This is a genomic window from Pseudomonas sp. Marseille-Q5299 (genome assembly GCF_943737035.1).
GTDB lineage: Bacteria > Pseudomonadota > Gammaproteobacteria > Pseudomonadales > Pseudomonadaceae > Aquipseudomonas > Aquipseudomonas putida_E.
In genome coordinates this window covers 146,591-171,631 of the sequence record NZ_CALSFR010000005.1, presented here as the reverse complement: position 1 = coordinate 171,631, position 25,041 = coordinate 146,591, and the positions used below count along the sequence as shown (strand labels likewise).

Annotated in this window: 19 protein-coding genes; 14 read left to right on the top strand and 5 right to left on the bottom strand. The window is 63.5% G+C overall.

Features of this window, described 5'->3' with window-relative positions:
• Positions 1-75: 75 nt before the first annotated feature.
• The 4 genes from speA to NGJ21_RS17080 all read right to left on the bottom strand — a co-directional run bounded on the left by speA (position 76) and on the right by NGJ21_RS17080 (position 4,333).
• Positions 76-1,989 carry an arginine decarboxylase gene (speA, locus tag NGJ21_RS17095; protein ID WP_012316398.1) on the bottom strand — a complete coding sequence of 638 codons (1,914 nt, stop codon included), beginning with the start codon at positions 1,987-1,989 and terminating at the stop codon, positions 76-78.
• Between the two features lie 149 nt (positions 1,990-2,138).
• Positions 2,139-2,510, bottom strand: a complete 372-nt coding sequence (locus NGJ21_RS17090; protein ID WP_251962428.1) for a translation initiation factor Sui1 — start codon at positions 2,508-2,510, stop codon at positions 2,139-2,141.
• Between the two features lie 216 nt (positions 2,511-2,726).
• Positions 2,727-3,263: an NUDIX hydrolase gene (locus NGJ21_RS17085; protein ID WP_046787850.1), complete on the bottom strand. Its 537-nt coding sequence runs from the start codon at positions 3,261-3,263 to the stop codon at positions 2,727-2,729.
• A 2-nt stretch (positions 3,264-3,265) separates the two neighbouring features.
• Positions 3,266-4,333 carry a DUF2333 family protein gene (locus tag NGJ21_RS17080; RefSeq protein WP_046787849.1) on the bottom strand — a complete coding sequence of 356 codons (1,068 nt, stop codon included), beginning with the start codon at positions 4,331-4,333 and terminating at the stop codon, positions 3,266-3,268.
• 246 nt (positions 4,334-4,579) lie between these two features.
• Here NGJ21_RS17080 and NGJ21_RS17075 point away from each other — a divergent pair, with 246 nt between their 5' ends.
• From NGJ21_RS17075 to tspR, 14 genes are all read left to right on the top strand, one after another.
• Entirely contained in the window at positions 4,580-5,959 is a 1,380-nt protein-coding gene (locus NGJ21_RS17075; RefSeq protein WP_046787848.1) for a diguanylate cyclase, read from the top strand.
• 113 nt (positions 5,960-6,072) lie between these two features.
• Positions 6,073-8,034, top strand: coding sequence for a methyl-accepting chemotaxis protein (locus tag NGJ21_RS17070; RefSeq protein WP_119687821.1), 1,962 nt, complete (start codon positions 6,073-6,075; stop codon positions 8,032-8,034).
• Between the two features lie 76 nt (positions 8,035-8,110).
• A complete protein-coding gene (locus tag NGJ21_RS17065; protein WP_115273802.1) occupies positions 8,111-9,892 on the top strand; it encodes a protein-disulfide reductase DsbD in 1,782 nt (593 codons plus the stop codon).
• Positions 9,893-10,071: 179 nt separating this feature from the next.
• On the top strand, positions 10,072-10,524 hold the full coding sequence (aroQ, locus tag NGJ21_RS17060; protein ID WP_012316405.1) for a type II 3-dehydroquinate dehydratase: 453 nt from the start codon (positions 10,072-10,074) through the stop codon (positions 10,522-10,524).
• A gap of 102 nt (positions 10,525-10,626) precedes the next feature.
• Entirely contained in the window at positions 10,627-11,085 is a 459-nt protein-coding gene (gene accB / locus NGJ21_RS17055; protein WP_046787845.1) for an acetyl-CoA carboxylase biotin carboxyl carrier protein, read from the top strand.
• 17 nt (positions 11,086-11,102) lie between these two features.
• Entirely contained in the window at positions 11,103-12,458 is a 1,356-nt protein-coding gene (accC, locus tag NGJ21_RS17050) for an acetyl-CoA carboxylase biotin carboxylase subunit (RefSeq protein ID WP_012316407.1), read from the top strand.
• A gap of 298 nt (positions 12,459-12,756) precedes the next feature.
• Positions 12,757-13,635, top strand: coding sequence for a 50S ribosomal protein L11 methyltransferase (gene prmA / locus NGJ21_RS17045; RefSeq protein WP_046787844.1), 879 nt, complete (start codon positions 12,757-12,759; stop codon positions 13,633-13,635).
• Positions 13,636-13,677: 42 nt separating this feature from the next.
• On the top strand, positions 13,678-15,006 hold the full coding sequence (locus NGJ21_RS17040; protein WP_177010427.1) for a DUF3426 domain-containing protein: 1,329 nt from the start codon (positions 13,678-13,680) through the stop codon (positions 15,004-15,006).
• Between the two features lie 205 nt (positions 15,007-15,211).
• Positions 15,212-16,225: a tRNA dihydrouridine synthase DusB gene (gene dusB, locus NGJ21_RS17035; RefSeq protein WP_251962427.1), complete on the top strand. Its 1,014-nt coding sequence runs from the start codon at positions 15,212-15,214 to the stop codon at positions 16,223-16,225.
• On the top strand, positions 16,222-16,542 hold the full coding sequence (gene fis / locus NGJ21_RS17030) for a DNA-binding transcriptional regulator Fis (protein ID WP_008093076.1): 321 nt from the start codon (positions 16,222-16,224) through the stop codon (positions 16,540-16,542). The genes dusB and fis overlap by 4 nt, the downstream gene beginning before the upstream one ends.
• Positions 16,543-16,623: 81 nt before the next feature.
• On the top strand, positions 16,624-18,231 hold the full coding sequence (gene purH / locus NGJ21_RS17025; RefSeq protein WP_115273798.1) for a bifunctional phosphoribosylaminoimidazolecarboxamide formyltransferase/IMP cyclohydrolase: 1,608 nt from the start codon (positions 16,624-16,626) through the stop codon (positions 18,229-18,231).
• A 167-nt stretch (positions 18,232-18,398) separates the two neighbouring features.
• Complete coding sequence (purD, locus tag NGJ21_RS17020; protein ID WP_046787841.1) at positions 18,399-19,694, top strand: phosphoribosylamine--glycine ligase; 1,296 nt, start codon at positions 18,399-18,401, stop codon at positions 19,692-19,694.
• A gap of 136 nt (positions 19,695-19,830) precedes the next feature.
• Positions 19,831-22,602 (top strand): hybrid sensor histidine kinase/response regulator, encoded by a 2,772-nt coding sequence (locus tag NGJ21_RS17015; RefSeq protein ID WP_251962426.1) that lies wholly within the window; start codon positions 19,831-19,833, stop codon positions 22,600-22,602.
• Between the two features lie 141 nt (positions 22,603-22,743).
• Positions 22,744-23,340, top strand: a complete 597-nt coding sequence (gene tspR, locus NGJ21_RS17010; protein WP_012316414.1) for a type III secretion system genes modulator TspR — start codon at positions 22,744-22,746, stop codon at positions 23,338-23,340.
• A 9-nt stretch (positions 23,341-23,349) separates the two neighbouring features.
• On the opposite strand, the gene cobJ is transcribed toward tspR, so the two are convergent.
• A complete protein-coding gene (gene cobJ, locus NGJ21_RS17005) occupies positions 23,350-25,041 on the bottom strand; it encodes a precorrin-3B C(17)-methyltransferase (protein ID WP_251962425.1) in 1,692 nt (563 codons plus the stop codon).

The following is a 25,041-nucleotide window of genomic DNA, read 5'->3' as shown; positions in this document are numbered from 1 at the left end:
GACACCGGTGAGGGCTGCGCCCTCATTCGCGACGCAAGGCCGCTCCTACGGGGGTAGCAGGAGCGGCCGTGACAATCACGACGACAGGTAGGAAGACCGGGTCAGCCCCAGGCGCAGTGCATCGAGGAACTGGGTACGCTCTCGGGCGCTGATCTTGGCGCTGGCCACCTTGTCGCGGTAGTGGGTCATCAACTCCTCCGGCGACAGGTGCACATAGCGCAACATGTCTTCGATGGTGTCGTGGGTCTCGATACCGGCGTGGAACACGCTGCCATCGGCGTTCTGGTAAATGTTCACCGAGTCGGTATCACCGAACAGGTTGTGCATGTCACCGAGAATTTCCTGGTAGGCACCGACCAGGAACACGCCCAGCAGGTAGTCCTCACCGTCCTTGAGCGAGTGCACCGGCATGCTGGTCTCGATGCTCTGCTCGTCGACGTACTGGTTGATCTTGCCGTCGGAGTCGCAGGTCAGGTCCTGCAGCACTGCACGGCGCAGCGGCTCTTCGTCCAGACGGTGCAACGGGATGATCGGCAGCACCTGGCCGATGGCCCAGGTGTCCGGCAGGCTCTGGAACACCGAGAAGTTGCAGATGTACTTGTCGGCCAGCTTGTCGTTCAGTTCGTCCAGCACCTGGCGGTGCGAGCGCTGGCGGGCCTTGAGCGAGTTGTGCAGGCGACGGCACACGGCGAAGTAGCACTGCTCGGCCAGGGCCTTTTCGGCCAGGCTGATCTTGCCATCGGCATATTGCGCTGCCACGTCTCCCATGTAGTGTGTGGCGCGCCAGTAGGTCTCGGTGACCATCTCGATGTCGGTCGGGCCGAGCAGGTCGGCCAGCCACTGCACGGTCTCGGGCAGGCTTTCCTTGTTTTCGATGGTCGGCACGTCGTCGTTGTGTTTCTCGACGTCGGTCACCTGGATCACCAGCATGGCGTGGTGCGCAGTCAGCGAACGGCCACTCTCGGAGAAAATGTGCGGATGCGGCAAGCCCTGCGCGTCGCAGAACTCCTTGAGCATGCCCACCACCACGCCGGCATAGTCGTCCATGTCGTAGTTGATCGAACTGGCGTTGCGCGAGTGGGTGCCGTCGTAGTCCACACCCAGGCCACCGCCCACGTCGATATGGTCGACCGGCAGGCCCAGGGCACGCAGCTCGCCGTAGTAGCGGATGGCTTCCTTGAAGCCATGCTGGTAGTCGGCCAGGTTGGCGATCTGCGAACCCATGTGGAAGTGCAGCAGGCGGATGCCCTGGTCCAGCCCGGCATCGCGGAAGCGCTGCACGACCGAAATCAACTGGGCAGCCGACAGGCCGAACTTGGACTTCTCGCCACCGGTGTCTGCCCACTTGCTCGAAGCCAGCGACGACAGGCGAACGCGCAGCCCAACCTGCGGCTTGACCTTGAGCTCGGCGGCCTCTTCGATCACCAGCGCCACTTCGGACTCTTTCTCGATGACGATGAACACATTGTGGCCGAGCTTCTGGCCCATCAGCGCCAGGCGGATGAACTCGCGGTCCTTGTAGCCGTTGCAGACGATGGTGCCGCCCTTCGGCGCCAGCGCCAGCACCGCCAGCAGTTCAGGCTTGGAACCTGCCTCCAGGCCGATGGAAACGTTCTGCGTGGCGATGATGTTCTCTACCACCGCTTCCTGCTGGTTGACCTTGATCGGATACAGCGCGGTGTACTGGCTCTGGTACTCAAGGCGCGCGATGTTGGCGTCGAAGGCACCAGTCAACTGGCGCACGCGGTCCTGCAGAATGTCGGGGAAGCGTACCAGCAGCGGCAGCGACAAGCCGCTCTGGCGCAGCTCATCGACCTGCTCGAACAAGTCGATCGGCGCGCTCTGAGGGCCGTTGGGGCGCACTTCGACGCGCCCGGCTTCATTGATGGCGAAATAACCAGCGCCCCAATGGCGGATACCATAAACACTGCGGCTGTCGGCCACGGTCCATTGGCTACCATCGTCTTTGCGTGTGCGTCGTACGGACATTCAAGTCCCCTATAAAGTCGAAAACACTGCCCCACATGGTGGCGGGCGCAGTGTAAAAGCTGGAAATGACGATTCATCCGTGCCCAGCAATAGACCCTGGTCACGGGAACGAGTTTAGAAAGCGCTGGGCAAAAAATCGCGTGATGGCCTCAGCCCCCGGACTTTTTCGTCTTGAAACCCTGTTTGGTCAGCTCGCCGATCAACAGCTCGACATGGTCGCCCTGGATCTCGATAACCCCGTCCTTCAGGGCACCGCCGGTACCGCAGCGGCGCTTGAGGGTGGTGGCCAGCTCCTTGAGCTGGTCTGGCGGCAGCGGCACGCCGGTGACAGTGGTCACGGTCTTGCCGCCACGGCCTTTGCTCTCACGGCGAACACGGGCGATGCCGTCGCCTTCGGGGATGGTTTGCTGCTTGCAGATGCAGGCATCCACCGGCTGGCTACAGTCGGGGCAGTGCCGACCGGCGTCGGTGGAAAACACGAGACCGCCAAGGGCGGAAAAGGAAGAAGCTTTCTTGGCCACTTTTGTTCCTCTGTGCTGAGGACAAAAACTGGTCGGCAGGAGCCGACCGCGAAGCCCCACTCTGGCAGGGGCGGCGCTACTGCCGCAAGATCCTGCAACAGCCCGAAAAGGGCGCGCAGTGTAACGATAAATCAGGTGATTGCTAAGTACCGGAATGCGCCATTTTGCGAAAGATTTGCGACTCATGGGACCTGGGACCGCAAAGCGGCCCCAGCCTTAGCCCAGACTGACCTTGTACCGCTGCAGCGCCGCCAACGAGTCCGGACAGTAGGGCTTGCTGAGGCTTTCTGCCTCAGCCTGGGCGAGGCTGATGAACCTCGCCTCGCTCACCTCTTCAGGCTGCAACCGCAGCGGCGCGTCCGACACTGCCGAATACACCGCGCACCATAACCGGTTGTCGGGCTGGTCGAAGTAGAACCGTTCGTGGAAACGCAACTCGGCGCCCTCGATGCCCAACTCCTCGGCCAGTTCACGGGCCGCCGAGTCGGCATACGCCTCCCCCGCCGCCACCATGCCGCCTGCGGCCACATCCCAATAGCCCGGATACAGCGCCTTGCTCAAGGTGCGCCGGTGTACGCATAACTCACCGGCGCCATTGAACAGCAGAATGAAGGTACAGCGGCCAATCAGACCACGCTCGCGAAGCTCCGCCCTGGGCAGCGCACCAAGCACCTGGTCGGCTTCGTCCACCCAGGCGACCAGTTCGCGGTCGGAAGCCGCCCGGTGGGCGGCCTCGTTGGGGCTTATAGCCATGTTCAACCCTGCGACAACAGTTGACGCAGGTCGATGACCGCCGCGTTGGCCCGCGAAATATAGTTGGCCATGACCAGCGAGTGGTTGGCCCACATGCCGAAGCCGCTGCCGTTGAGCACCATCGGGCTCCACAACGCTTCCTGCGACGCCTCCAGTTCACGAATGATCTGGCGCACGCTGACGGTGGCATTCTTCTTCGCCAGCACGTCAGCGAAGTCCACTTCGATGGCACGCAGCAGGTGCGACAGCGCCCAAGCCTGGCCGCGGGCTTCGTAGAACACGTTGTCGATCTGCAGCCAAGGCGTTTCCACCACCTCCTCGTCCACCTGCGGCGCTTGGCCAGCAACCACCGATTCGGTCTTCAGGGTGGTATTGAGCTTGACCCGGCCAACACTTGCCGACAGGCGCTGCGACAGCGAACCCAGGCGCGTGGCGACATCGCCCAGCCAGTTGTTCAGGTTGTCGGCACGGGTATAGAAGATCGCACCCTTGTCGCCAGCCGCCAGGCGGGTCTGGTAGCGGGCGAGCGATTTGATGCCCTCTTCGAACTCCGATTCGCTCGATGGCAGGATCCAGCTCTTGTTGTCGAAGTTGAAGCGCGGCTCGGCCTTGGCAAGGTCGGCGTCCTCGGTGGACTGCGACTGCGAGCGGGCGAAGTCTTTGCGCAAAGCGCGGGACAGGTCACGCACCTGGACCAGCACGCCGTATTCCCAGCTCGGCATGTTGTCCATCCACAGCCCCGGCGGGAAGCGATCGTTGGAAATGTAGCCGCCCGGCTTGTTCAGCAGGGTTTCGGCCACAGTCTTGAGCGTTTCGATGGTGGTGTAACCAATCACCATCTGCTGGCCGTTGCGCTCGGCTGCTGCCTGGGCATTCTGCTGCACCGGGAACAGCTCCGGTTCCTGGCTCCAGTACCAGCCCAGCCCGATGCAGACCAGCAGGTACAACCCGATCAGGGTCCCCAGGGCTCGGCTCCAGAGGCCACCCACATAGCTACGGGCGGCAGCACCGCGGCCATCGACACGCTCACGGGGCTCGGCCTTGGCCTCGCGGTTTTTCCAGTCCAGCATGGCTTTGTCCTTATCAGTCACGACGGTTCAGGGCTTTTGACCACAGGCCAGTGCCAGGGTGCCACGGCAAGCCCACGTTGCTGCACTATAAAGCAGACACCACCGTACGCATAAGCGACCAATCGGTCAGCAACTGAATATTCGTCATCAACGCTTTGTTGATCCCGCGCACTCGCATGCCTGGAAAGAGCTGCTAGCATAGAGCCATCATCGCACCTGCATATCCCACTAATAAGTAGTCAGGACATGACCCAAGCCGCGGAGCCGAGCCAAGAGCGCCTCAAGCAGGAGCTCGATCACCTGTTGCAACGCCTGTCGCGCACTCGTTTGCGCCAGGGCGACCAACTTGATCAGCTGACGTTGCCACCTGCCCGCAGGCCGGTGTATCTGCTGCTGCGCGACCATGAGCGCGCCGAGCGTCTGGCCCAGCAACTGGAGTTCTTCGGCCTGAGCGTGCAAGCGCTGTTCAGCGTCGACGCTTTGCTGGCGTCAGTGGCCGAGCAGGCACCCTCTGCCATCGTGATGGATGTCGACTTCAGCGGGCCAGGTTGCGGCATGCAACTGGCGGCACAGGCGCAGTCGGGTCTGGAGCAGCCGATCCCGCTGCTGTTCTTCAGCCTGCACGAAGCCGACACGCCAACGCGCCTGGCCGCAGTACGCGCAGGTGGTCAAGCATTTCTCACCGGCACACTGGAAGCCTCCAGCCTGCTTGAGAAGCTCGAGATCATGACCAGCACCGCGCCTCTTGAACCGCTGCGCGTGCTGATCATCGACGACTCGCGCACCCAGGCACTGCACACCGAACGCGTGCTGGGCAGCGCCGGCATGATCACCCGCAGCCTGACCGACCCGATCCGCGCCATGGCCGAGTTGGCCGAGTTCCAGCCCGACCTGATCATTCTCGACCTGTACATGCCAGCCTGCTCGGGCCCGGAACTGGCCAAAGTGATCCGCCACAACGACCGCTACGTCAGCGTACCCATCATCTACCTGTCCGCCGAGGACGACCTGGACAAACAGCTCGACGCCATGAGCGAGGGCGGCGACGACTTTCTGACCAAACCGATCCGCTCGCGCCATCTGATCACCACTGTGCGCAACCGTGCTGCCCGAGCGCGCCACCTCAAGTCGCGCATGGTCCGCGACAGCCTTACCGGCCTGTACAACCACACGCACATCCTGCAATTGCTGGAAGATTGCAGCTTTCGCGCCCGTCGCGAGGGCCAGCCGCTCAGCTTTGCCATGCTCGACATCGACCACTTCAAGAAGATCAACGACCGCCATGGCCACCCCATGGGTGATCGGGTTATCAAAAGCCTGGCGCTTTTTCTCAAGCAACGGCTGCGCAAGACCGACTTCATCGGCCGCTATGGCGGCGAGGAGTTCGCCATCGTCATGCCCAACACCGCACTGGATGCCGCGCACAAGGTGCTCGACGAGATTCGCCGGCGCTTCGCCGAAATCCTCTACCCGGCACAGCCTTGCGACCTGCGGTGCACGTTCAGTGCCGGGGTGGTGCAGCTGGACGATGAGCTCGATGCATTGAGCATGGCCAGCACCGCTGACGAGGCGCTGTATCGGGCCAAGCATGCGGGGCGCAACTGTGTGGTGCGGGTCGAGCCTTAGCCGGCCGGCCCGCGCCCATTAGATAGCGTTAAGCCACCATCGTCATCACCCCGTCACAAAATAGCAATAACTTCAGGCACCTACCCCTCCACCCCCGCAGGAAGTTCGCGGCTATGCGCCTGAAGTGGCTGACCAATTTCAACACCCTGTTGCTGGTGACCGTGTGTATCGCTCTGGGCGCGACCCTTTGGTGGTCGCAGCGCGCCCTGGAGCGCCCCTATCAATTGATGGAACGCTATCTGGGCCTGTCGCAGCAGTTCCAGAACCAGGCCGCGCGCAACATCCAGGCTTATCTGGGCAGCGGCGACGCCCTGCGCCATGCGGCGGCGCTGGAGGCCAACCAACAGCTTGGGCAGGCACTGGCCGACTGGCCTGAAGAGCTGGCCGGCCAATTGCGCCCAAGCCTTGATACCCTGCAAGCCTTCACCGCCAACGAGCTGCTCGCGGCCGGCAAACTGGCCGGCGACCCTCAAGCCCTGCTGTTGCAGGCCGAACGTGAACTAGGCGCCAATTTCGAACAACTGGCCGGCTATGCCCGCGACAGCGCCAGCAGCGAGGCGAGCGGTTATCTGCTGCCGCTGCTCGACGCCAGCGTACACCTGGGCCGCCTGTCGCTGGCCCGTGACAAACTGGTCAGCAGCGGCCGCGCCGAGCTGGCCGACGAGGTAGAACGCGAGCTGCAACTGATCCGCGCCCAGGCTCAGGTCATCGACAACCTGCCGTTGCTGGGCGTGACCCGCGCCGCCGAATCCAACGCTGATGATTTCGCCGCCATGATGGGCCTGGAAACGCAGGCCGCCGGGCAACAGGAAGACGTTGCCGTTGGCCTCAAGCGCGAACTGCAGAGCCTGCTCAACCGCTACCCTGGCGAACTGCAACGCACCCGCGAACAGATCGAGCGGCGCACAGCCCTGGCCGCCAGCACCAATGAACGGCTCGACGCCGTGCAAAAAGCCATTGCCAGCCTTGAGCCTGAAGTGCGCGGCCAGCACGCCCGTATCGCCAGCGAAGTGCGCCTTATCCAGGGCCTGATGATCGGCCTGATCCTGCTGATCGCCCTGCTCATCGACACATTGCAGCGGCGGCTGACGCGCACCCTGACCGGCCTGGCCCCGGCCCTGTCGCGATGGGCCGAAGGCGATTTCGCCGCCCCCATCGCCCTGGGCAAGACAAACCGCGAGCTGCACGACATCCAGGAATCGCTCAACCGCCTGCGCCAGTACCTGGTGGAGCTGGTCGGCACCATCCGCCACAACGCCGAGCAGGTGGCCGGCAGCAGCCACGCACTGGCCGGCATGAGCGCCGCCCTGCATGACGGCGCAGAGCGCCAGGCCGGTGACACCGGGCAGATCCGCGATGCGCTGGGCGAACTGGAAGCCACCATTTTGCAGGTGGCTGATGATGCCAGCTCCGCGGCCGATGCCAGCCGCGATGCCGGCCGCGCCGTGGAGCAAGGCCAGACGGTGATCGGCCAGAGCCTTGGCGGGCTGCGCACGCTGGTCGATGAGGTGCAGGGCAATGCCCGCATGATCGAACAGCTGGCCGAGGAGTCGGCCACCATCGGCGGTGTGCTCACCGTGATCAGATCGATCGCCGAGCAGACCAACCTGCTGGCATTGAACGCCGCCATCGAAGCCGCCCGCGCGGGCGAAATGGGCCGCGGCTTTGCCGTGGTTGCAGACGAAGTACGCTCGCTGGCACAACGCACCACAGGCGCCACTGGCGAGATCCAGGCCTTGATCGACCGGCTGCAACAGGCGGCACGGGAGTCGGTGACAGGTATGCGGGCGCAACTGGAACATGCGCAAGCCACAGCTGACCAGGCTCAGGCTGCCGATGGCGCGCTGGACGAGATCGTCAACGCGATCCGCACCATCGCCGATACTGCAGTGCGCATTGCCGACGTCACGGCGCAGCAGAGTGATGCGGTGAGCGAGATTCGAGGGCACAGCGAGCGGATTCATGAGCTGGGTGAAGACAACCTGCAGCGCATCGGTGAAGGGCGCGAGCAGGGCGAGCAATTGCTGACCCTTGGCGGCGAGCTGAACCGTGCGGTGCGGGCCTTCAGGCTGTGATCGTTTGCCTGCACTGCCCCCCAACCAAGGCCAACTCCGCTATCATGCCGGGCACGTTCCACCTCGCGAGTCCGCCATGCGCCGCCTGTTTTTCCTGCTGTTCCTGCTGCTGGCCAGCCCTGCCTTCGCCACGGGCCTGCTCGACAACCGCCCCAGCGCCACCCTCGGCGCCGCCTCGCTGAGCAACAGCGCAGACTTTTTGCCCGTACATGAAGCCTTCAAGCTCAGCCTGGTCCAGGCCGATGCGCACACCATCAAACTGCGCTTCGTCGCCACCGACGGCTATTACCTCTACCGCCATCGCTTCCAGTTCCGCAGCGAACCGGCAGACATCACCCTGGGTTCGCCGAACATTCCCAAGGGCGAGGCCAAGCACGATGAGTTCTTCGGCGACGTCGAGGTCTACCACGGGGTGCTCGACATCGAACTGCCGCGCACCGACGCCCGCGCATTCACCCTGCTGGTCGGCTACCAGGGCTGTGCCGACAAGGGCCTGTGCTACCCACCAGAGACGGCACGCCTGAGCATCGACGGCGCAGGGGGGAGCACGGCCGACGCCCCGGCGACGGCCAGCGAGCAAGGCTGGAGCTGGAAATCGTTGCTGCTGTTCTTCCTCGCCGGGGTCGGCCTGACCTTCACGCCCTGCGTGCTGCCAATGCTGCCGATCCTCTCTGGCGTGGTCCTGCGCGGCCAGGTCGCCGGCCTGCGCGGCCTGGCCCTGTCGCTGGCCTATGTGCTGGCCATGGCCGCCAGTTTCGCCCTGCTGGGGGCGCTGATGGGCCTGTTCGGTGCAGGCCTGAACCTGCAGGCGCGGCTGCAATCGGCTTGGGTACTGGTGCCTTTCGCGCTGTTCTTCGTGCTGTTCGCACTGGCCATGTTCGGCCTGTTCGAACTCAAACTGCCACAGGCCTTGAACAATCGCCTGGACACGCTCGCCCACCGCACCAAGGGCGGCTCGCTGCTGGGTGCAGCAGTGCTGGGCGTGCTGTCCAGCCTGCTGGTTTCGCCGTGCGTCTCGGCACCATTGGCCGGCGCCTTGCTGTATATCAGTGCCAGCGGTGACGCCCTGGGTGGCGCACTCAAGTTGTTTGCCCTCGGCCTGGGCATGGGCGCGCCATTGTTGCTGGTAGCTACTGGGGGCGCGGCCTGGCTGCCAAAGAGCGGGCCTTGGCTGAACACCGTGAAAAACGCTATTGGTGTGTTGCTGCTGGGCCTCGCCATCGGCCTGCTCAGCCGCGTGCTGCCGGGGCCGGCAACCTTGTTGCTGGTCGGTTTCCTGAGCGTGGGCGTAGCCGTTTTCCTCGGTGCGCTGGAGTTCGTGGTCAAGGCGCCACGCCAACGCCTGGCGCAACTGCTGGGCCTGGCCCTGCTGGTCTACGGCCTGGCCTGCTGGTACGGCGCCCTCAATGGCCAGGGCGACCCGCTGCGCCCATTGCCTGCGCCAACGCCGACAACCGTCGGCAGTGGCCCGGCAGCTTCGGTGGATGCCTGGCAAACCGTCACTACGCCGGCCGCACTTGACGCGGCCCTGGCCGAGGCGAAAGCTGCGGGGCAGCCGGTCTTGCTCGACTGGTACGCCGACTGGTGCATCAGCTGCAAAGTCATCGAGCATGAAGTACTCAACGCAGCGCAGGTCCAACCGCAACTGGGCGCATTCAAGTTGCTGCGTTTCGACATCACCGAAAGCAACGCCGAGCAACGTACCCTGCTCGACCGCTACCAGCTGTTCGGCCCGCCTGCACTGTTGTTCTTTGCCGCGAACGGCAGCGAAATGACCACCGATCGGGTCATTGGCGAGATAAACGCCGCCGAATTTGCGGGTGTTCTGGCGCGCGTGCGCGGCAAACTCGGTCTATAACTTCCCGCGTGCTGGCATATTTCTGCGAACGAGTGACCAGATTTTAATATTTGGTCACATACTTCGCGCGAACCTCGGACATCGTGCTGGCTATTGCCGGGAACTGGACACTTGCCGTCGCTTTACGGCACACTCGCCGCGCTGTGTCGAATTGCCCTACAAATCCAAGGAATCTGCAGATGGCAACGCTACTGGTGCTTCACGGCCCCAACCTGAACATGCTCGGGCTCCGCGAACCGGGCCACTACGGCGCCGTGACCCTGGCCCAGATCAACCAGGACCTGGAACAGCGCGCCCGCGCCGCAGGCCATCACCTGCAGTACCTGCAGAGCAATGCCGAGTACGAGCTGATCGACCGTATTCACGCCGCACGCAACGAGGGTGTGGACTTCATCCTGATCAATCCGGCTGCTTTCACCCACACAAGCGTCGCATTACGTGACGCATTGCTTTCGGTGAGCATCCCATTCATCGAAGTGCACCTGTCCAACGTGCACAAACGCGAACCGTTCCGTCACCACTCCTACTTCTCCGATGTAGCCGTAGGGGTGATCTGCGGCCTGGGCGCCAGCGGGTATCGCCTGGCCCTGGAGGCCGCACTGGAACAACTGGCTGCCAACGCACAGCCCTGATGATAGAAGCCCTGGCCTGAGTGGGCCGGGGTTCGAGAAAAACGTTTCAGATACGTTTTTAACTTAATGCCCCCTGACCGAACCTTTGGGAGTTGATGATTAATGGATATCCGTAAAGTCAAGAAACTGATCGAGCTGCTGGAAGAGTCTGGCATCGACGAACTGGAGATCAAGGAAGGCGAAGAGTCGGTCCGTATCAGCCGTCACAGCAAGACCCCAGCCGCTCAACAGTTCTACGCACCTGCGCCAATGGCTGCCGCGCCTGTAGCTGCTCCGGCCGCTGCTGCCCCGGTTGCCGAAGCTGCCGCCGCTGCCCCGGCCCTCAAAGGCACCGTGATCCGTTCGCCAATGGTCGGTACCTTCTACCGCAAGCCTTCGCCGACCTCGCCGAACTTCGCTGAAGTTGGCCAGAGCGTGAAGAAAGGCGACACCCTGTGCATCGTCGAAGCGATGAAGATGATGAACCACATCGAAGCCGATGTCGGCGGCGTTATCGACGCCATCCTGGTGGAAGACGGTCAGCCGGTTGAGTTCGACCAGCCGCTGTTCACCATCGTTTGATTCGCGGAGAGCCAACGATGTCTGGGAAGCTGGAAAAAGTCCTGATCGCCAACCGCGGGGAAATTGCCCTGCGGATCCTGCGTGCCTGCAAAGAACTGGGCATCAAGACCGTCGCCGTGCACTCCACGGCCGACCGCGAACTGATGCACCTGGGCCTGGCAGACGAGTCGGTCTGCATTGGTCCTGCTTCGTCCAAAGATTCGTACCTGCACATCCCGGCGATCATCGCCGCCGCTGAAGTGACAGGCGCTACCGCCATCCACCCGGGTTACGGCTTCCTCGCGGAAAACGCCGACTTCGCCGAGCAGGTGGAGAAGTCCGGTTTCGCCTTCATCGGCCCGCGCGCCGACACCATTCGCCTGATGGGCGACAAGGTTTCGGCCAAGGACGCGATGATCAAGACCGGCGTACCGACCGTACCGGGCTCCGATGGCCCGCTGCCGGAAGACGAAGAGGTCGCCCTGGCGATCGCGCGTGATGTCGGCTACCCGGTGATCATCAAGGCCGCCGGTGGTGGTGGTGGTCGCGGTATGCGCGTGGTGCACAAGGAAGAGGACCTGATCGCCTCGGCCAAGCTCACCCGTACCGAAGCCGGTGCAGCCTTCGGCAACCCGATGGTCTACCTGGAGAAGTTCCTGACCAACCCACGCCACGTGGAAGTTCAGGTGCTGTCCGACGGCCAAGGCAACGCCATCCACCTGGGCGACCGCGACTGCTCGCTGCAGCGTCGTCACCAGAAGGTACTTGAAGAAGCGCCTGCCCCGGGCATCGACGAGAAGGCCCGCCAGGAAGTCTTCAAGCGTTGCGTCGATGCGTGCGTCGAGATCGGCTACCGTGGCGCCGGTACTTTCGAGTTCCTGTACGAAAACGGCCGTTTCTACTTCATCGAAATGAACACCCGTGTGCAGGTTGAGCACCCGGTTTCGGAGATGGTCACCGGTATCGACATCGTCAAGGAGATGCTCAGCATCGCCGCTGGCAACAAGCTGTCGATCCGTCAGGAAGACGTGGTGATCCGCGGCCACTCGCTGGAGTGCCGGATCAACGCCGAAGACCCGAAGAAGTTCATTCCGAGCCCAGGCAAGGTCAAGCACTTCCACGCCCCGGGTGGCAACGGCGTTCGCGTCGATTCGCACCTGTACAGCGGTTATTCGGTTCCGCCGAACTACGACTCGCTGATCGGCAAGCTGATCACCTACGGCAAGGACCGCGACGAAGCCATGGCGCGCATGCGCAATGCCCTGGACGAGATCGTCGTCGACGGCATCAAGACCAACATCCCGCTGCACCGCGACCTGGTGCGTGATGAAGGTTTCTGCAAAGGCGGCGTGAACATCCACTACCTCGAGCACAAACTGGCCAACCAGGAGTGATCGCGTTAGCGTGATGCAGCGAAGAACCCCGGCCCTGTGCCGGGGTTCTTTTTTGTAGGGCTGCTCTCAGACCATCGGTTATGCGTTACCACGTTTACCGGCCCGATCGCTGGCAAACCTGCGCCTACAGTCAGATCAGTGCACTGAAAAACAGTGAAGAGCCCGTTGGACCCGGCTCGCCGGCGATTGGCCTGCAAGGCAGCCCCTCAAGTCATCCACAAACACACCGCACTCGCGTAAACTGCCAGCCTTCGCGCAGCCTCGGGCTGCCCCTCTCGATTTACCAAAGGTGCCCGCCATGCCTTGGCTGCAAGTACGCCTGGCCATCAGCCCGGAACAAGCCGAAACCTACGAAGACGCCCTGCTCGAAGTCGGCGCCGTATCGGTCACGTTCATGGACGCCGAAGACCAGCCCATCTTCGAACCCGACCTCAACACCACGCCGCTGTGGTCGCACACGCACCTGCTGGCACTGTTCGAGGCGGACGCCGACCCTGAGCAGGTATTCGCTCACCTGCGCCTGCTGACCGGTGCGCAGCTGCCGGAACACCAGGCCGAAGTGATCGAAGATCAGGATTGGGAACGCAGCTGGATGGACAACTTCCAGCCAATGCGCTTCGGCCGCCGCCTGTGGATCGTGCCAAGCTGGCACGAAGCGCCGGAAAAGGACGCAGTCAACCTGCTGCTTGACCCTGGCCTGGCCTTCGGCACCGGCACCCACCCGACCACCGCCCTGTGCCTGGAATGGCTCGACGGCCAACAGCTCGAAGGCACCCAGGTGCTGGACTTCGGCTGCGGCTCGGGCATTCTGGCCATCGCTGCATTGTTGTTGGGCGCACGCGAAGCGGTCGGTACCGACATCGACGTGCAGGCCATCGAAGCCTCGCGTGACAACGCCCAGCGCAATGGCGTCGCCGACGAGAAGCTGGCGCTGTACCTGCCCGAGCATATGCCGGCCATGCAGGCCGACGTGCTGGTCGCCAATATCCTGGCTGGCCCTTTGGTCTCGCTGGCGCCGCAGCTGTCCGGCCTGGTACGCCCAGGTGGCCTGCTCGCGTTGTCTGGCATCCTTGCCGAACAGGGTGAGGAGGTCGCCGCGGCCTACGCCGCCGACTTCGAGCTGGACCCGATCGTCGTGCGCGACGGCTGGGTGCGCATCAGTGGTCGCCGCCGCTAAGCGGGCCTAAAATACTTCTCTGCACAGCTCCCGGATCGCCGCATGACCGACAGTTTCGTCACCCAGTGCCCGCATTGCCAGACCAGCTTTCGCGTCACCCATCACCAGTTGAGCGTGGCGCGCGGCGTAGTGCGCTGCGGCCATTGCCTGCAGGTGTTCAACGCGGCGAAGCAACTGCTGGAGCAGAATCGCGCCAGCGCCGCCCCGGCAGTGCCGCCGATACCGGTGGTCGCGCCCGTCACCGCGCCCGAGCCCCCGGTCAGCGAGCGCTCAGCCGCCGAGCCGCAAGACTGGGCAGCCACAGCGCAAGCCCTCGACGAACTCGACCTGGACCAGGAACTGGCCCGCCTCGAACGCCGTGGCAAGCCAGACGAGCCGCGCCCTGCTGCCCCTGCCGATGCACTGCAGGCGCGGCGTGACGAGCCCGCCGCCGAGCCCCATGGCGACGCACTGTTCGGTAATGCAACCGACGATCACCATGAGCCGCTGGAAACCGTCGATCCCGCCCCGGTACTGCTGGAGCAGGAGCCACTGGACCTGGAGCCCGCCCCAGGCGATCGCACCGAGCCCACACTGGACGGCAACCTGGACCTGGACTTCGATGATGAACCTGCCACGCATCGGGCTGCCGAGCGCGATAACGCGCACGACTTTTCCGAGCGGCTGTCGCCAGATGACGAACCCGTTCACGAAAAAGGCCTGAGCGCCCGCGATGATGACGATACGGATCTGCATCTGGCGGCGCACGATGACACCCCTGCCCCGGCGCTGACTGGCGAGCGCCTTGAACCTGGCTTCGCTGCCAGGCCCCAGCGCCCGTCACGCAAGGAGCCGCTCATCGACGTGGTCGACGACCCTTTGCAACTGGGCTGGGAGAAGCCGCGCCCCCACTGGGGCAAACGCGTGCTCTGGGGCTTGCTCACCCTGCTGGCCGCCGGCCTGCTGGCATTCCAGTACGTGTGGTTCCATTTCGACGAAATGGCACGCCAGGACCAGTACCGCCCGCTCTTCCAGCAACTGTGCCCGATGCTTGGCTGCGAGGTGCCCACCCGTGTCGACATCGGCCGAATCAAGAGCAGCAACCTGGTGGTGCGCAGCCACCCTGACTTCAAGGGCGCGCTGATCGTCGATGCGATCATCTACAACCGCGCGCCCTTCGCCCAGCCGTTCCCGCTGCTGGAACTGCGTTTTGCCGACCTCAATGGCCAATTGATCGCCAGCCGGCGCTTCAAGCCGAGCGAGTATCTCTCGGGTGAATTGGCCGGCCGTGGCGAAATGCCCAGCCAGACGCCGATCCACATTGCCCTGGACATCCTCGACCCTGGCCCGAAAGCAGTGAACTACAGCCTCAGCTTCCGCTCCCCCGAATAAACGTCGAGCGGCAAGCTGCAAGAGAAGCGAGCCGACAACCGGTCTGCTTCCTCTTGCCGCTTGAAGCTGAAGCTTGTAGCCCAAAGGCATAAGCCTACAACTGTTCAGAATTTATCCAAATCCATCTTTATCCGGTCACCGAGAGCGGGTATTATGCCAACCCTTTTTCGACTCCAATGATTCGGCCCCACAACAGGGAACACCTATGTCGGCGGTACGCATCGGCCCATACACACTACGCAACAACCTGATCCTCGCGCCCATGGCCGGGGTCACGGACCAGCCTTTCCGTACACTTTGCAAGCGCCTGGGCGCGGGCATGGTGGTGTCGGAGATGGTCAGCAGCGACATGAGCCTGTGGAACAGCCGCAAGTCGAGCCTGCGCCGCATTCACGAAGGCGATCCCGAGCCGCGCTCGGTACAGATCGCCGGTGGCGATGCGCAGATGATGGCGGCGGCGGCCAGGGCCAACGTCGAAGCTGGCGCCCAGATCATCGACATCAACATGGGTTGCCCGGCGAAAAAAGTCTGCAACAAAGCTGCAGGCTCTGCTTTATTGAGAGATGAAGTTTTGGTCAGCGAGATTCTCCACGCCGTCGTCGGCGCGGTGGACGTCCCGGTGACCCTGAAGATCCGCACCGGTTGGGACCGGGCGAACAAGAACGGCCTGAACGTGGCGAGGATCGCCGAGCAGGCTGGCATCCAGGCGCTGGCGGTGCATGGCCGCACACGCGCCGACCTGTACACCGGCGAAGCCGAATACGACACCATCGCTGCCATCAAGCAGGCGGTGTCCATCCCGGTTTTTGCCAACGGCGATATCACTTCGCCAGAAAAGGCCCGGGCGGTGCTGGACGCCACCGGCGTCGACGGTCTGCTGATTGGCAGGGCCGCCCAGGGGCGGCCCTGGATCTTTCGCGAGATCGAGCATTACCTGGGGACTGGCCAGCATTTGCCGGCCCCGCAGCTGGACGAAGTGGAACGTATCCTGCTGGAGCACCTTGCCGCGCTGCACGCCTTCTATGGCGATGTGATGGGCGTACGTATCGCCCGCAAGCACGTTGGCTGGTACCTGGCAACACGACCCGGCGGCAAGGAGTTTCGCTCCCGGTTCAACGCTTTGGAAGACACACAAGCGCAGTGCGCCAACGTTCGAGCGTATTTCAGCGAACGTCGACAGAGCCTTGAGACAGAGGACGGACAAGGGGTGGCCGCATGACGATGATGACCGAGACATTAGTGAGTGGAACAACGCCCGTGAGCGACAACGCCAACCTCAAACAGCACCTCAACACGCCGAGCGAAGAGGGCCAGACCCTTCGTGACAGCGTCGAGAAGGCGCTGCACAACTACTTCGCACACCTGGAAGGCGCTACCGTCACTGACGTGTACAACCTGGTGCTCTCCGAAGTCGAGGCGCCCCTGCTCGAAAGCGTGATGAATTACGTCAAGGGCAACCAGACCAAGGCCAGCGAGATGCTCGGGCTCAACCGAGGCACCCTGCGCAAGAAACTCAAGCAGTACGACTTGTTGTAAGCCAGAATCCCAATCAGAAAAGGCGGCTCCCTGAACAGAGGCGCCTTTTTTGCTGACTCCACCGCGTTATTGGAATCCGAAATGACCGACCAGACTACCCGCCTGCCAGTCCGCCGCGCCCTGATCAGCGTCTCCGACAAGACCGGTATCCTCGAATTCGCTCGTGAGCTGCAGCAGCTCGGTGTCGAGATCCTGTCCACCGGCGGCACCTACAAGCTGCTCAAGGACAACGGCGTGAACGCGGTGGAAGTGGCCGACTACACCGGCTTCGCCGAAATGATGGACGGCCGGGTCAAGACCCTGCACCCGAAGATCCACGGCGGCATCCTCGGCCGTCGCGGTGTCGACGACGCCATCATGAACGAGCACGGCATCAAGCCGATCGACCTGGTCGCCGTCAACCTTTACCCATTCGAAGCCACCATCGCAAAACCTGGCTGTGACCTGCCGACCGCCATCGAGAACATCGACATCGGTGGCCCGACCATGGTCCGTTCGGCTGCCAAGAACCACAAGGACGTCGCTATCGTGGTCAACGCCGGTGACTACGCCAGCGTCCTCGAGGGCCTCAAGGCCGGCGGCCTGACCTACGCCCAGCGTTTCGACCTGATGCTCAAGGCCTTCGAGCACACTGCCGCTTACGACGGCATGATCGCCAACTACATGGGCACCATCGACCAGGCCAAGGACACGCTGTCCACCGAAGCGCGCAGCGAGTTCCCGCGCACCTTCAACAGCCAGTTCGTCAAGGCTCAGGAAATGCGCTACGGCGAGAACCCGCACCAGAGCGCGGCGTTCTACGTTGAAGCCAACAAAGGCGAAGCCAGCGTTTCTACCGCCATCCAGCTGCAGGGCAAGGAGCTGTCGTTCAACAACGTGGCCGACACCGATGCCGCGCTCGAGTGCGTGAAGAGCTTCGTCAAGCCGGCCTGCGTCATCGTCAAGCACGCCAACCCATGCGGCGTCGCCGTGGTGCCTGAAGACGAGGGCGGTATCCGCAAGGCCTACGACCTGGCCTACGCTACCGACACCGAATCGGCCTTCGGCGGGATCATCGCCTTCAACCGCGAACTGGATGGCGAAACCGCCCAGGCCATCGTCGAGCGCCAGTTCGTCGAAGTGATCATCGCCCCGAAAATCTCCCAAGCTGCCCGCGACGTGGTGGCTGCCAAGCAAAACGTACGTCTGCTGGAGTGCGGCGAGTGGCCAGCCGAGCGCGCCGCCGGTTGGGACTTCAAGCGCGTCAACGGTGGCCTGCTGGTGCAGAGCCGCGACAACGGCATGATCACCGCAGATGACCTGAAGATCGTCACCAAGCGTGCACCGACCGAGCAGGAAATCCACGACCTGGTGTTCGCCTGGAAAGTGGCCAAGTTCGTCAAGTCCAACGCCATCGTCTACGCCAAGCAGCGCCAGACCATCGGCGTGGGCGCCGGCCAGATGAGCCGCGTCAACTCCGCGCGCATCGCGGCCATCAAGGCAGAGCATGCCGGCCTGCAGGTGCAAGGTGCGGTCATGGCGTCGGACGCGTTCTTCCCGTTCCGTGATGGCATCGACAATGCAGCTAAAGTGGGTATCAGCGCCGTGATCCAGCCAGGTGGTTCGATGCGCGATGCTGAAGTCATCGCCGCTGCCGACGAAGCTGGCATCGCGATGGTATTCACCGGTATGCGCCACTTCCGCCACTGATAGCAGCGGCAAGCTTTAAGCTGCAAGCTGCAAGCAAGAGCAGGCCCAGTCGCTCCTGCTTGCAGCCACAGCCCCTTGAATCCCTGAGTTGTGAGCATTTGAAAGGATCAGCGCGAACCGCTTTTGCTTGACGCTTGCAGCTTGCAGCTTCTCCGAAGGAGCCTGTAATGAAAGTTTTGATCATCGGCAGCGGCGGCCGTGAGCACGCCCTGGCCTGGAAAGTCGCCCAGGACCCACGCGTCGAGAAAGTATTCGTCGCCCCCGGCAACGCCGGTACCGCCATTGAAGCCAAGTGCGAGAACGTTGCCATCGACGTCACCGCCCTTGAGCAACTGGCAGACTTCGCCGAGAAGAACGTCGACCTGACCATCGTGGGCCCCGAGGCGCCGCTGGTCATCGGTGTGGTCGACCTGTTCCGCAGCCGCGGCCTGGACTGCTTCGGCCCGACCAAGGGCGCGGCCCAGCTGGAAGGTTCCAAGGCCTTCACCAAGGACTTCCTGGCTCGCCACAAGATCCCGACCGCCGACTACCAGAACTTTACCGAGATCGAGCCGGCCCTGGCCTACCTGCAGGAAAAAGGCGCGCCGATCGTGATCAAGGCCGACGGCCTGGCCGCAGGCAAAGGCGTGATCGTCGCCATGACCCTGGAAGAAGCCGAAGCCGCCGTGCGTGACATGCTCGCGGGCAACGCCTTTGGCGACGCCGGTTCGCGCGTGGTGATCGAAGAGTTCCTCGACGGCGAGGAAGCCAGCTTCATCGTGATGGTCGACGGCCACAACGTGCTGCCAATGGCCACCAGCCAGGACCACAAGCGCGTCGGTGACCAGGACACCGGCCCGAACACGGGCGGTATGGGTGCCTACTCCCCTGCCCCGGTCGTTACCGCCGATGTACACCAGCGCGTGATGGACCAGGTAATCTGGCCGACCGTGCGCGGCATGGCCGAAGAAGGCAACGTGTACACCGGCTTCCTGTATGCCGGCCTGATGATCGACAAGGCGGGCAACCCCAAGGTCATCGAGTTCAACTGCCGCTTTGGCGACCCGGAAACCCAGCCGGTCATGCTGCGCCTGGAGTCGAGCCTGGTGCTGCTGATCGAAGCCGCTTTCGCCAAGGCGCTGGACAAGGTCGAAGCGCAGTGGGACCCCCGCCCAAGCCTGGGTGTGGTGCTGGCTGCCGGCGGTTACCCGGGCGACTACGCCAAGGGCGACGCGATCAGCGGCCTGGAGGCCGCAGCCAAGATCGAAGGCAAGGTGTTCCATGCCGGTACTTCGCTCAAGGACGGCCAGGTAGTGACCAACGGTGGCCGCGTGCTCTGCGCCACGGCCATGGGCAGCACGGTTGCCGATGCCCAGCAGCAGGCTTACCGCCTGGCCAAGGAAGTCACCTGGAACGGTAGCTTCTACCGTACCGACATCGGCTACCGGGCTATCGCCCGCGAGCGCGGTGAACACCAGCAATAACCTTTACCGGATAGCCGCAGCGTCTTGCGCATGCGGCCTTCGGCTCGTCGACAGGGCCCCATCGCGGGCCTTGCCTTCGACTTGGCGCGCCGCGCATAGTTACTACACGGCACATCAGCTAGGAAGGGATCTCGTAGTGCGTCGGCTTCGGATTGCCACAGCTCTGATCGTCAGCTTGCTGACCCTGCTCTGCCTGCTCCCGGCTTCGGCTGACCAAGGCGGAGGCTGGTCCGTTTTGCTCGACGAACAAGCCAACCTGCAATTGAGCGACGTCCGCTCGGATCGCTATCGCAACCAGTTCAGCCCTACTACGCTGAGCGACCTCGATGCCGCACCGGCGCAACAGGCCCTGTGGCTGCACTATCGCCTCGAACCGGGTGACCAGGAGCAACTGCTGCGGGTCTTTGCCCCGGACCTTTCACGCCTGGACCTCTACGCCCTCGACGGCGACAGGCTATTACGCCAACTGCACCACGGGCGCCAGGCCGGCAACGCCAGCACGACCCTGCGCGGCAGCGATCACGTATTGCCCTTGCCAAACAGCCGCAAAGCGGTGGACATCTACCTGCGCCTGGTTTCCGAGCATCAGCTGCGCCCGGCCATCAGCCTGGAGCCTGCGGCAGTCGCCGCTTCAAACCATGGCCAGCCGTTGCTGTTCGGCATGCTCTTCGGCGGCCTGGTCATGCTCATACTGCACAACCTGATCCGCTTTCTGTACACCCGCTCCAGCACCACCCTGATCCTTGCGCTGTACCACGGGCTGATGCTGTTCAGCGGCCTGATCCTGCTCAACCTCAGCGGCCCCTGGTGGCACCTGTGGCACAGCGCGCAAACCCCGGCCGCCTACCTGACCCTGGTACTGGCGGGCCTCGCGGGGCTGTATTTCACCCAGCACTTTTTCTCGCGCTGCAACTCACCGCAGCTCAATCGCTTGCTGCAGGGCGAAATGCTGGTGGCCGGGGTCAGCGGCCTGATCCTGCTGTTCGTGGATACCCTGCCGCTCAACCTGATGACCTACGCCCTGCTGGCCCTGGGCAGTGTGAGCATGCTGCTGGTCAGCAGCTACCACTGGTACAAAGGTTATGCGCCGGCACGCCTGTTCAGCCTGGCCATGGTGGTGTTCAACCTGGGCGGGCTGGTGCTGCTGCCGGCCCTGCTTGGCCTGACCCGCACCTCGACGCCCTGGCTGCTGTGCATTCTGCTCGGGTTGACGGTGGCCAGCGGCCTGCTGCTCAACCTGGCGGTCAGCGAGCGCCTGCGGCGGATGAGCGAAGAGCGCTTCAGCGCCAGCCGCGCACTGGCGGCCAGCGATGCCGAAATCAATGCCAAGGCCGAGTTCCTGGCCAAGATCAGCCATGAAATCCGCACGCCCATGAACGGCGTGCTGGGCATGACCGAACTGCTGCTGGGCACGCCACTGTCGGTCAAACAACGTGACTACGTGCAGACCATCCACAGCGCCGGCAACGAACTGCTCACACTGATCAACGAAATTCTCGACATTTCCAAACTCGAGTCGCGACAGATCGAACTGGACGATGTGCAGTTCGACCTCAATGCCCTGATCGAAGACTGCCTGAACATCTTCCGCGCCAAGGCCGAACAACAGAACATCGAGCTGATCAGCTTCACCCAGCCACAAGTGCCACGGGTCATCAGCGGTGACCCGACGCGCCTGCGCCAGGCCCTCTCCAGCCTACTGGAAAACGCCCTGAAAAATACCGACCAGGGTGAAATCCTCCTGGTCGTTGCACTGGACCAGCGCGGCGAGGTGCCGCGCCTGCGTATCGCCGTGCAGGACAGCGGCGAGCCACTGCCTGCGGCCGAACGTGAAGCCCTGCTGCAGGCAGAGCTGCACAGCCATCACTTCCTTTCCAGCAACAAGCTTGGCGGCCACCTTGGGCTGATCATCGCCAAGCAGTTGATCGGCCTGATGCAAGGCGAGTTCGGCATCAAGAGCAGCACCAGCATGGGCAACACCCTGTGGCTGACCCTGCCGCTCGACCCCTCTCGCCTGGAGCAACCCTTGGCCGACCTCGACAGCCCATTGCGCGACGCCCGGGTGCTGGTGGTGGACGACAACGACACCTGCCGCAAGGTGCTGGTGCAGCAGTGCAGCGCCTGGGGCATGAACGTGAGTGCCGTACCCTCGGGCAAGGAGGCCTTGGCCCTGCTACGGACCAAGGCGCACCTGCGTGACTATTTCGACGCGGTCTTGCTCGACCAGAACATGCCGGGCATGACCGGCATGCAGCTGGCGGCCAAGATCAAGGAAGACCCAAGCCTGAACCACGACATCCTCGTGGTGATGCTCACCGGTATCAGCAATGCACCGAGCAAAGTCATTGCCCGTAATGCCGGGGTCAAGCGCATCCTGGCCAAACCGGTGGCCGGCTACACCCTCAAGACCACTCTGGCCGAGGAGTTGGCCCAGCGCGGCCGCGAACAGACCGTGCCGACGCCCTTGCCAGGCACACCGCCCACCCACGAGCTGCCGGGCGACTTCCGCGTGCTGGTCGCCGAGGACAACAGCATCTCGACCAAGGTGATCCGCGGCATGCTGGGCAAACTCAACCTCGAACCGGACACCGCCAGCAATGGTGAGGAAGCCCTGCAAGCCATGAAGGCCCAGCGTTATGACCTGGTGCTGATGGATTGTGAAATGCCGGTACTGGACGGTTTCTCTGCCACTCAGCAACTGCGCGCCTGGGAAGTCGCCAACCAGCGCCAGCGCACCCCGGTGGTGGCACTGACCGCGCACATCCTGGCCGAACACAAAGAGCGCGCACGGCTGGCCGGCATGGACGGGCACATGGCCAAGCCGGTGGAGCTGTCGCAATTGCGCGAGTTGATCCAGTATTGGGCGAACCAGCGGGAAGCCAAGACCGATCCGCTGCATACTTCGTAACCGATAAAGCGCTGTAGGAGCGGCCTTGTGTCGCGAAAGGGGTGCGCAGCAGCCCCAATTCCGTGTGGTGCTGCTGAAATTCTGGGGCTGCTGCGCACCCCTTTCGCGACACAAGGCCGCTCCTACAAAGGACTCACCCTCATGCTTCATGAGTTGTTCAGTGTCTACCTGAAGATGCTGGTGCTCTACAGCCCGTTCTTCGTGCTGTCGTGCTTCATCAGCCTGACCCGTGGCCACTCCAGCAAGGAGCGCAAACAGCTGGCCTGGAAGGTTGCCTTCGCCGCCTTGGTCGCCAGCGTGTTGCTGTACCTGTTCGGGCGGGCGATCTTCGGCATCTTCGGCATCACGGCCGATGCCTTCCGCATCGGCGCCGGCAGCGTGCTGTTCATCTCTGCCTTGGGCATGGCCCAGGGCAAACCGGCCGTGCAGGCCGACAACGTGCAGCAAGACGTGACCATCGTACCGCTGACGATCCCGCTCACCGTAGGCCCGGGCACCATCGGCGCCCTGCTGGTGATGGGCGTCAGCCAGCCGCACTGGGACGACAAGTTGCTGGCCATCGTCAGTATCGCGCTGGCCAGCTTCACCGTGGGCCTGGTGCTGTATCTGTCGCACGGGATCGAGCGCATTCTCGGCGATCAAGGCCTGCAGATCGTCAGCCGCCTGATGGGGCTGTTCGTCTGCGCCTTGGCGGCGCAGATCATCTTCACCGGCATCAGGGGCTACCTGGTCGGCTAGCCCTGCCACTCAGGGCGCAACAGGGTACCAGCGCGGGGTATAGACCCACTGCCCACCGTCGGCACGGGCAAAGGTACAGGTCGTGGAAGAACCGACCAGGACCATGGTGCGCATGTCGACCATCTCTGGCGTCAGCTCGGCGAGGGTGACCACCCTCAGCGTCTGCCCCGGCCTGCCGATGTCACGCCCCAGCACCACGGGTGTATTACCATCCCGGTGCTGGCGCACGATTTCCAGCGCGCGCCCAAGCTGCCAAGGGCGCGAACGCGAGATCGGGTTGTAGAAGGCCAGCACCAGGTCGGCCTGGGCCGCCAGGGCCAGCCGATGCTCGATGGTCGGCCACGGTTTGAGGTTGTCCGATAGCGACATCACGCAGAAGTCATGCCCCAGCGGCGCGCCCGCCTGAGCGGCAGTGGCCAGCGAGGCCGAAACCCCTGGCAGGATTTCCAGATCGACACGATGCCAGGCGGGGTCAGTGGACCCGTGCAACGCTTCCAGCACGGCGGCGGCCATGGCGAATACCCCCGGGTCACCCGACGACACCACCACCACCGAGCGCCCTTGTGCGGCGAGCTCGAATGCATGACGCGCGCGCTGCATTTCTTCGCGATTGTCGGTGCAATGTTGCACCTGGTCATCGCGGAACGGCCCGGCCATGCGTACGTAGGTTTCGTAACCGAGAATATCCTCGGCGCGTGCCAGCTCGGCTTTGACCGCCGGCACCATCAGCTCGGCGGCGCCAGGGCCAAGGCCGATGACGGCCAGGCGACCACGCCTGCGGCCCAGTTGGTTGACCTTGACAGGCGCCGATGCCAGCGCAATGACCAGGCCCCCTTGTTCGATCAGGCGCGCATCCGGCAGTGCTTCGGCGGCCATGCTGACAAGAGTGCTTTCTTTGGCAGCAAAACGCAGTGCGACACCCAGCACCTTGGCCGCTGCCTGCAAGGACGGTTCGGCCATGGCCTGTTCGGCAACCAGCAGGCACGCCAGTGACTGCTCGGCGATGCCCGCCTCATGCAGGGCATCGCCGACGCGTTCAACCAGATCAGGACCGCCCGCATCCACCGCAACCACCACCGAACGTGGGTGGATCAGCAACTCGTCACGGCTGGCCGGGCGCGCAGTGCATCCCACATGAATGGTGCGCTGGGCGGCTTCACTGGCCGGCAATTGGGCGTGAGCCAGCCAAGGCGCATCGCCCTCGATACGTACCGCCTCGCCCGCCAACAGATCGGAAACGAAACGCTTGCCCTGTTCGATATCCGCCAGGGCGTAGCCCTCGGGTGGGTTCAACAGGCAGGTGCCGAAACGCAGCTCGCCACTGGTGGTGATCGCCGCCGCTACGCCCAGCGCCTCACCGATCTCGCGGGCCATGACATTGACGCCGCTCAGCCCGCCAAGCAGCGGCACTACCGCACTGCCGTCCTCGGCCACCGCCAGCACCGGCGGCTCCGCACCTTTCTCGCTGAGCAGGCTGGCCAGGCTACGGATGACGATACCCGCCGCACACAGGGCTATGATCGGCGTGTCTTGTAGATACAGGGCGCGCAGCGTGTCGCCAAATGCTTCGTAGTACTGGTCGGCCAGCTCGACCCGGCCGCTCAGGCCATGGATCGTCGCCTGTGGATAGTGCTGCTGAATGCGCCGCGCGGTGGCCACGCTGCCAGCGCCGAGCACGATGATTGCCGGTGCCTTGTGCAT

Bases quoted from the DNA above. Each gene is read 5' to 3' on its own strand.
- speA (WP_012316398.1), bottom strand. From the start codon at position 1,989: ATGTCCGTACGACGCACACGCAAAGACGATGGTAGCCAATGGACCGTG.
- NGJ21_RS17085 (WP_046787850.1), bottom strand. From the start codon at position 3,263: ATGGCTATAAGCCCCAACGAGGCCGCCCACCGGGCGGCTTCCGACCGC.
- NGJ21_RS17080 (WP_046787849.1), bottom strand. From the start codon at position 4,333: ATGCTGGACTGGAAAAACCGCGAGGCCAAGGCCGAGCCCCGTGAGCGT.
- NGJ21_RS17075 (WP_046787848.1), top strand. From the start codon at position 4,580: ATGACCCAAGCCGCGGAGCCGAGCCAAGAGCGCCTCAAGCAGGAGCTC.
- NGJ21_RS17070 (WP_119687821.1), top strand. From the start codon at position 6,073: ATGCGCCTGAAGTGGCTGACCAATTTCAACACCCTGTTGCTGGTGACC.
- NGJ21_RS17065 (WP_115273802.1), top strand. From the start codon at position 8,111: ATGCGCCGCCTGTTTTTCCTGCTGTTCCTGCTGCTGGCCAGCCCTGCC.
- aroQ (WP_012316405.1), top strand. From the start codon at position 10,072: ATGGCAACGCTACTGGTGCTTCACGGCCCCAACCTGAACATGCTCGGG.
- accB (WP_046787845.1), top strand. From the start codon at position 10,627: ATGGATATCCGTAAAGTCAAGAAACTGATCGAGCTGCTGGAAGAGTCT.
- accC (WP_012316407.1), top strand. From the start codon at position 11,103: ATGTCTGGGAAGCTGGAAAAAGTCCTGATCGCCAACCGCGGGGAAATT.
- prmA (WP_046787844.1), top strand. From the start codon at position 12,757: ATGCCTTGGCTGCAAGTACGCCTGGCCATCAGCCCGGAACAAGCCGAA.
- NGJ21_RS17040 (WP_177010427.1), top strand. From the start codon at position 13,678: ATGACCGACAGTTTCGTCACCCAGTGCCCGCATTGCCAGACCAGCTTT.
- dusB (WP_251962427.1), top strand. From the start codon at position 15,212: ATGTCGGCGGTACGCATCGGCCCATACACACTACGCAACAACCTGATC.
- fis (WP_008093076.1), top strand. From the start codon at position 16,222: ATGACGATGATGACCGAGACATTAGTGAGTGGAACAACGCCCGTGAGC.
- purH (WP_115273798.1), top strand. From the start codon at position 16,624: ATGACCGACCAGACTACCCGCCTGCCAGTCCGCCGCGCCCTGATCAGC.
- purD (WP_046787841.1), top strand. From the start codon at position 18,399: ATGAAAGTTTTGATCATCGGCAGCGGCGGCCGTGAGCACGCCCTGGCC.
- tspR (WP_012316414.1), top strand. From the start codon at position 22,744: ATGCTTCATGAGTTGTTCAGTGTCTACCTGAAGATGCTGGTGCTCTAC.
- cobJ (WP_251962425.1), bottom strand. From the start codon at position 25,041: ATGCACAAGGCACCGGCAATCATCGTGCTCGGCGCTGGCAGCGTGGCC.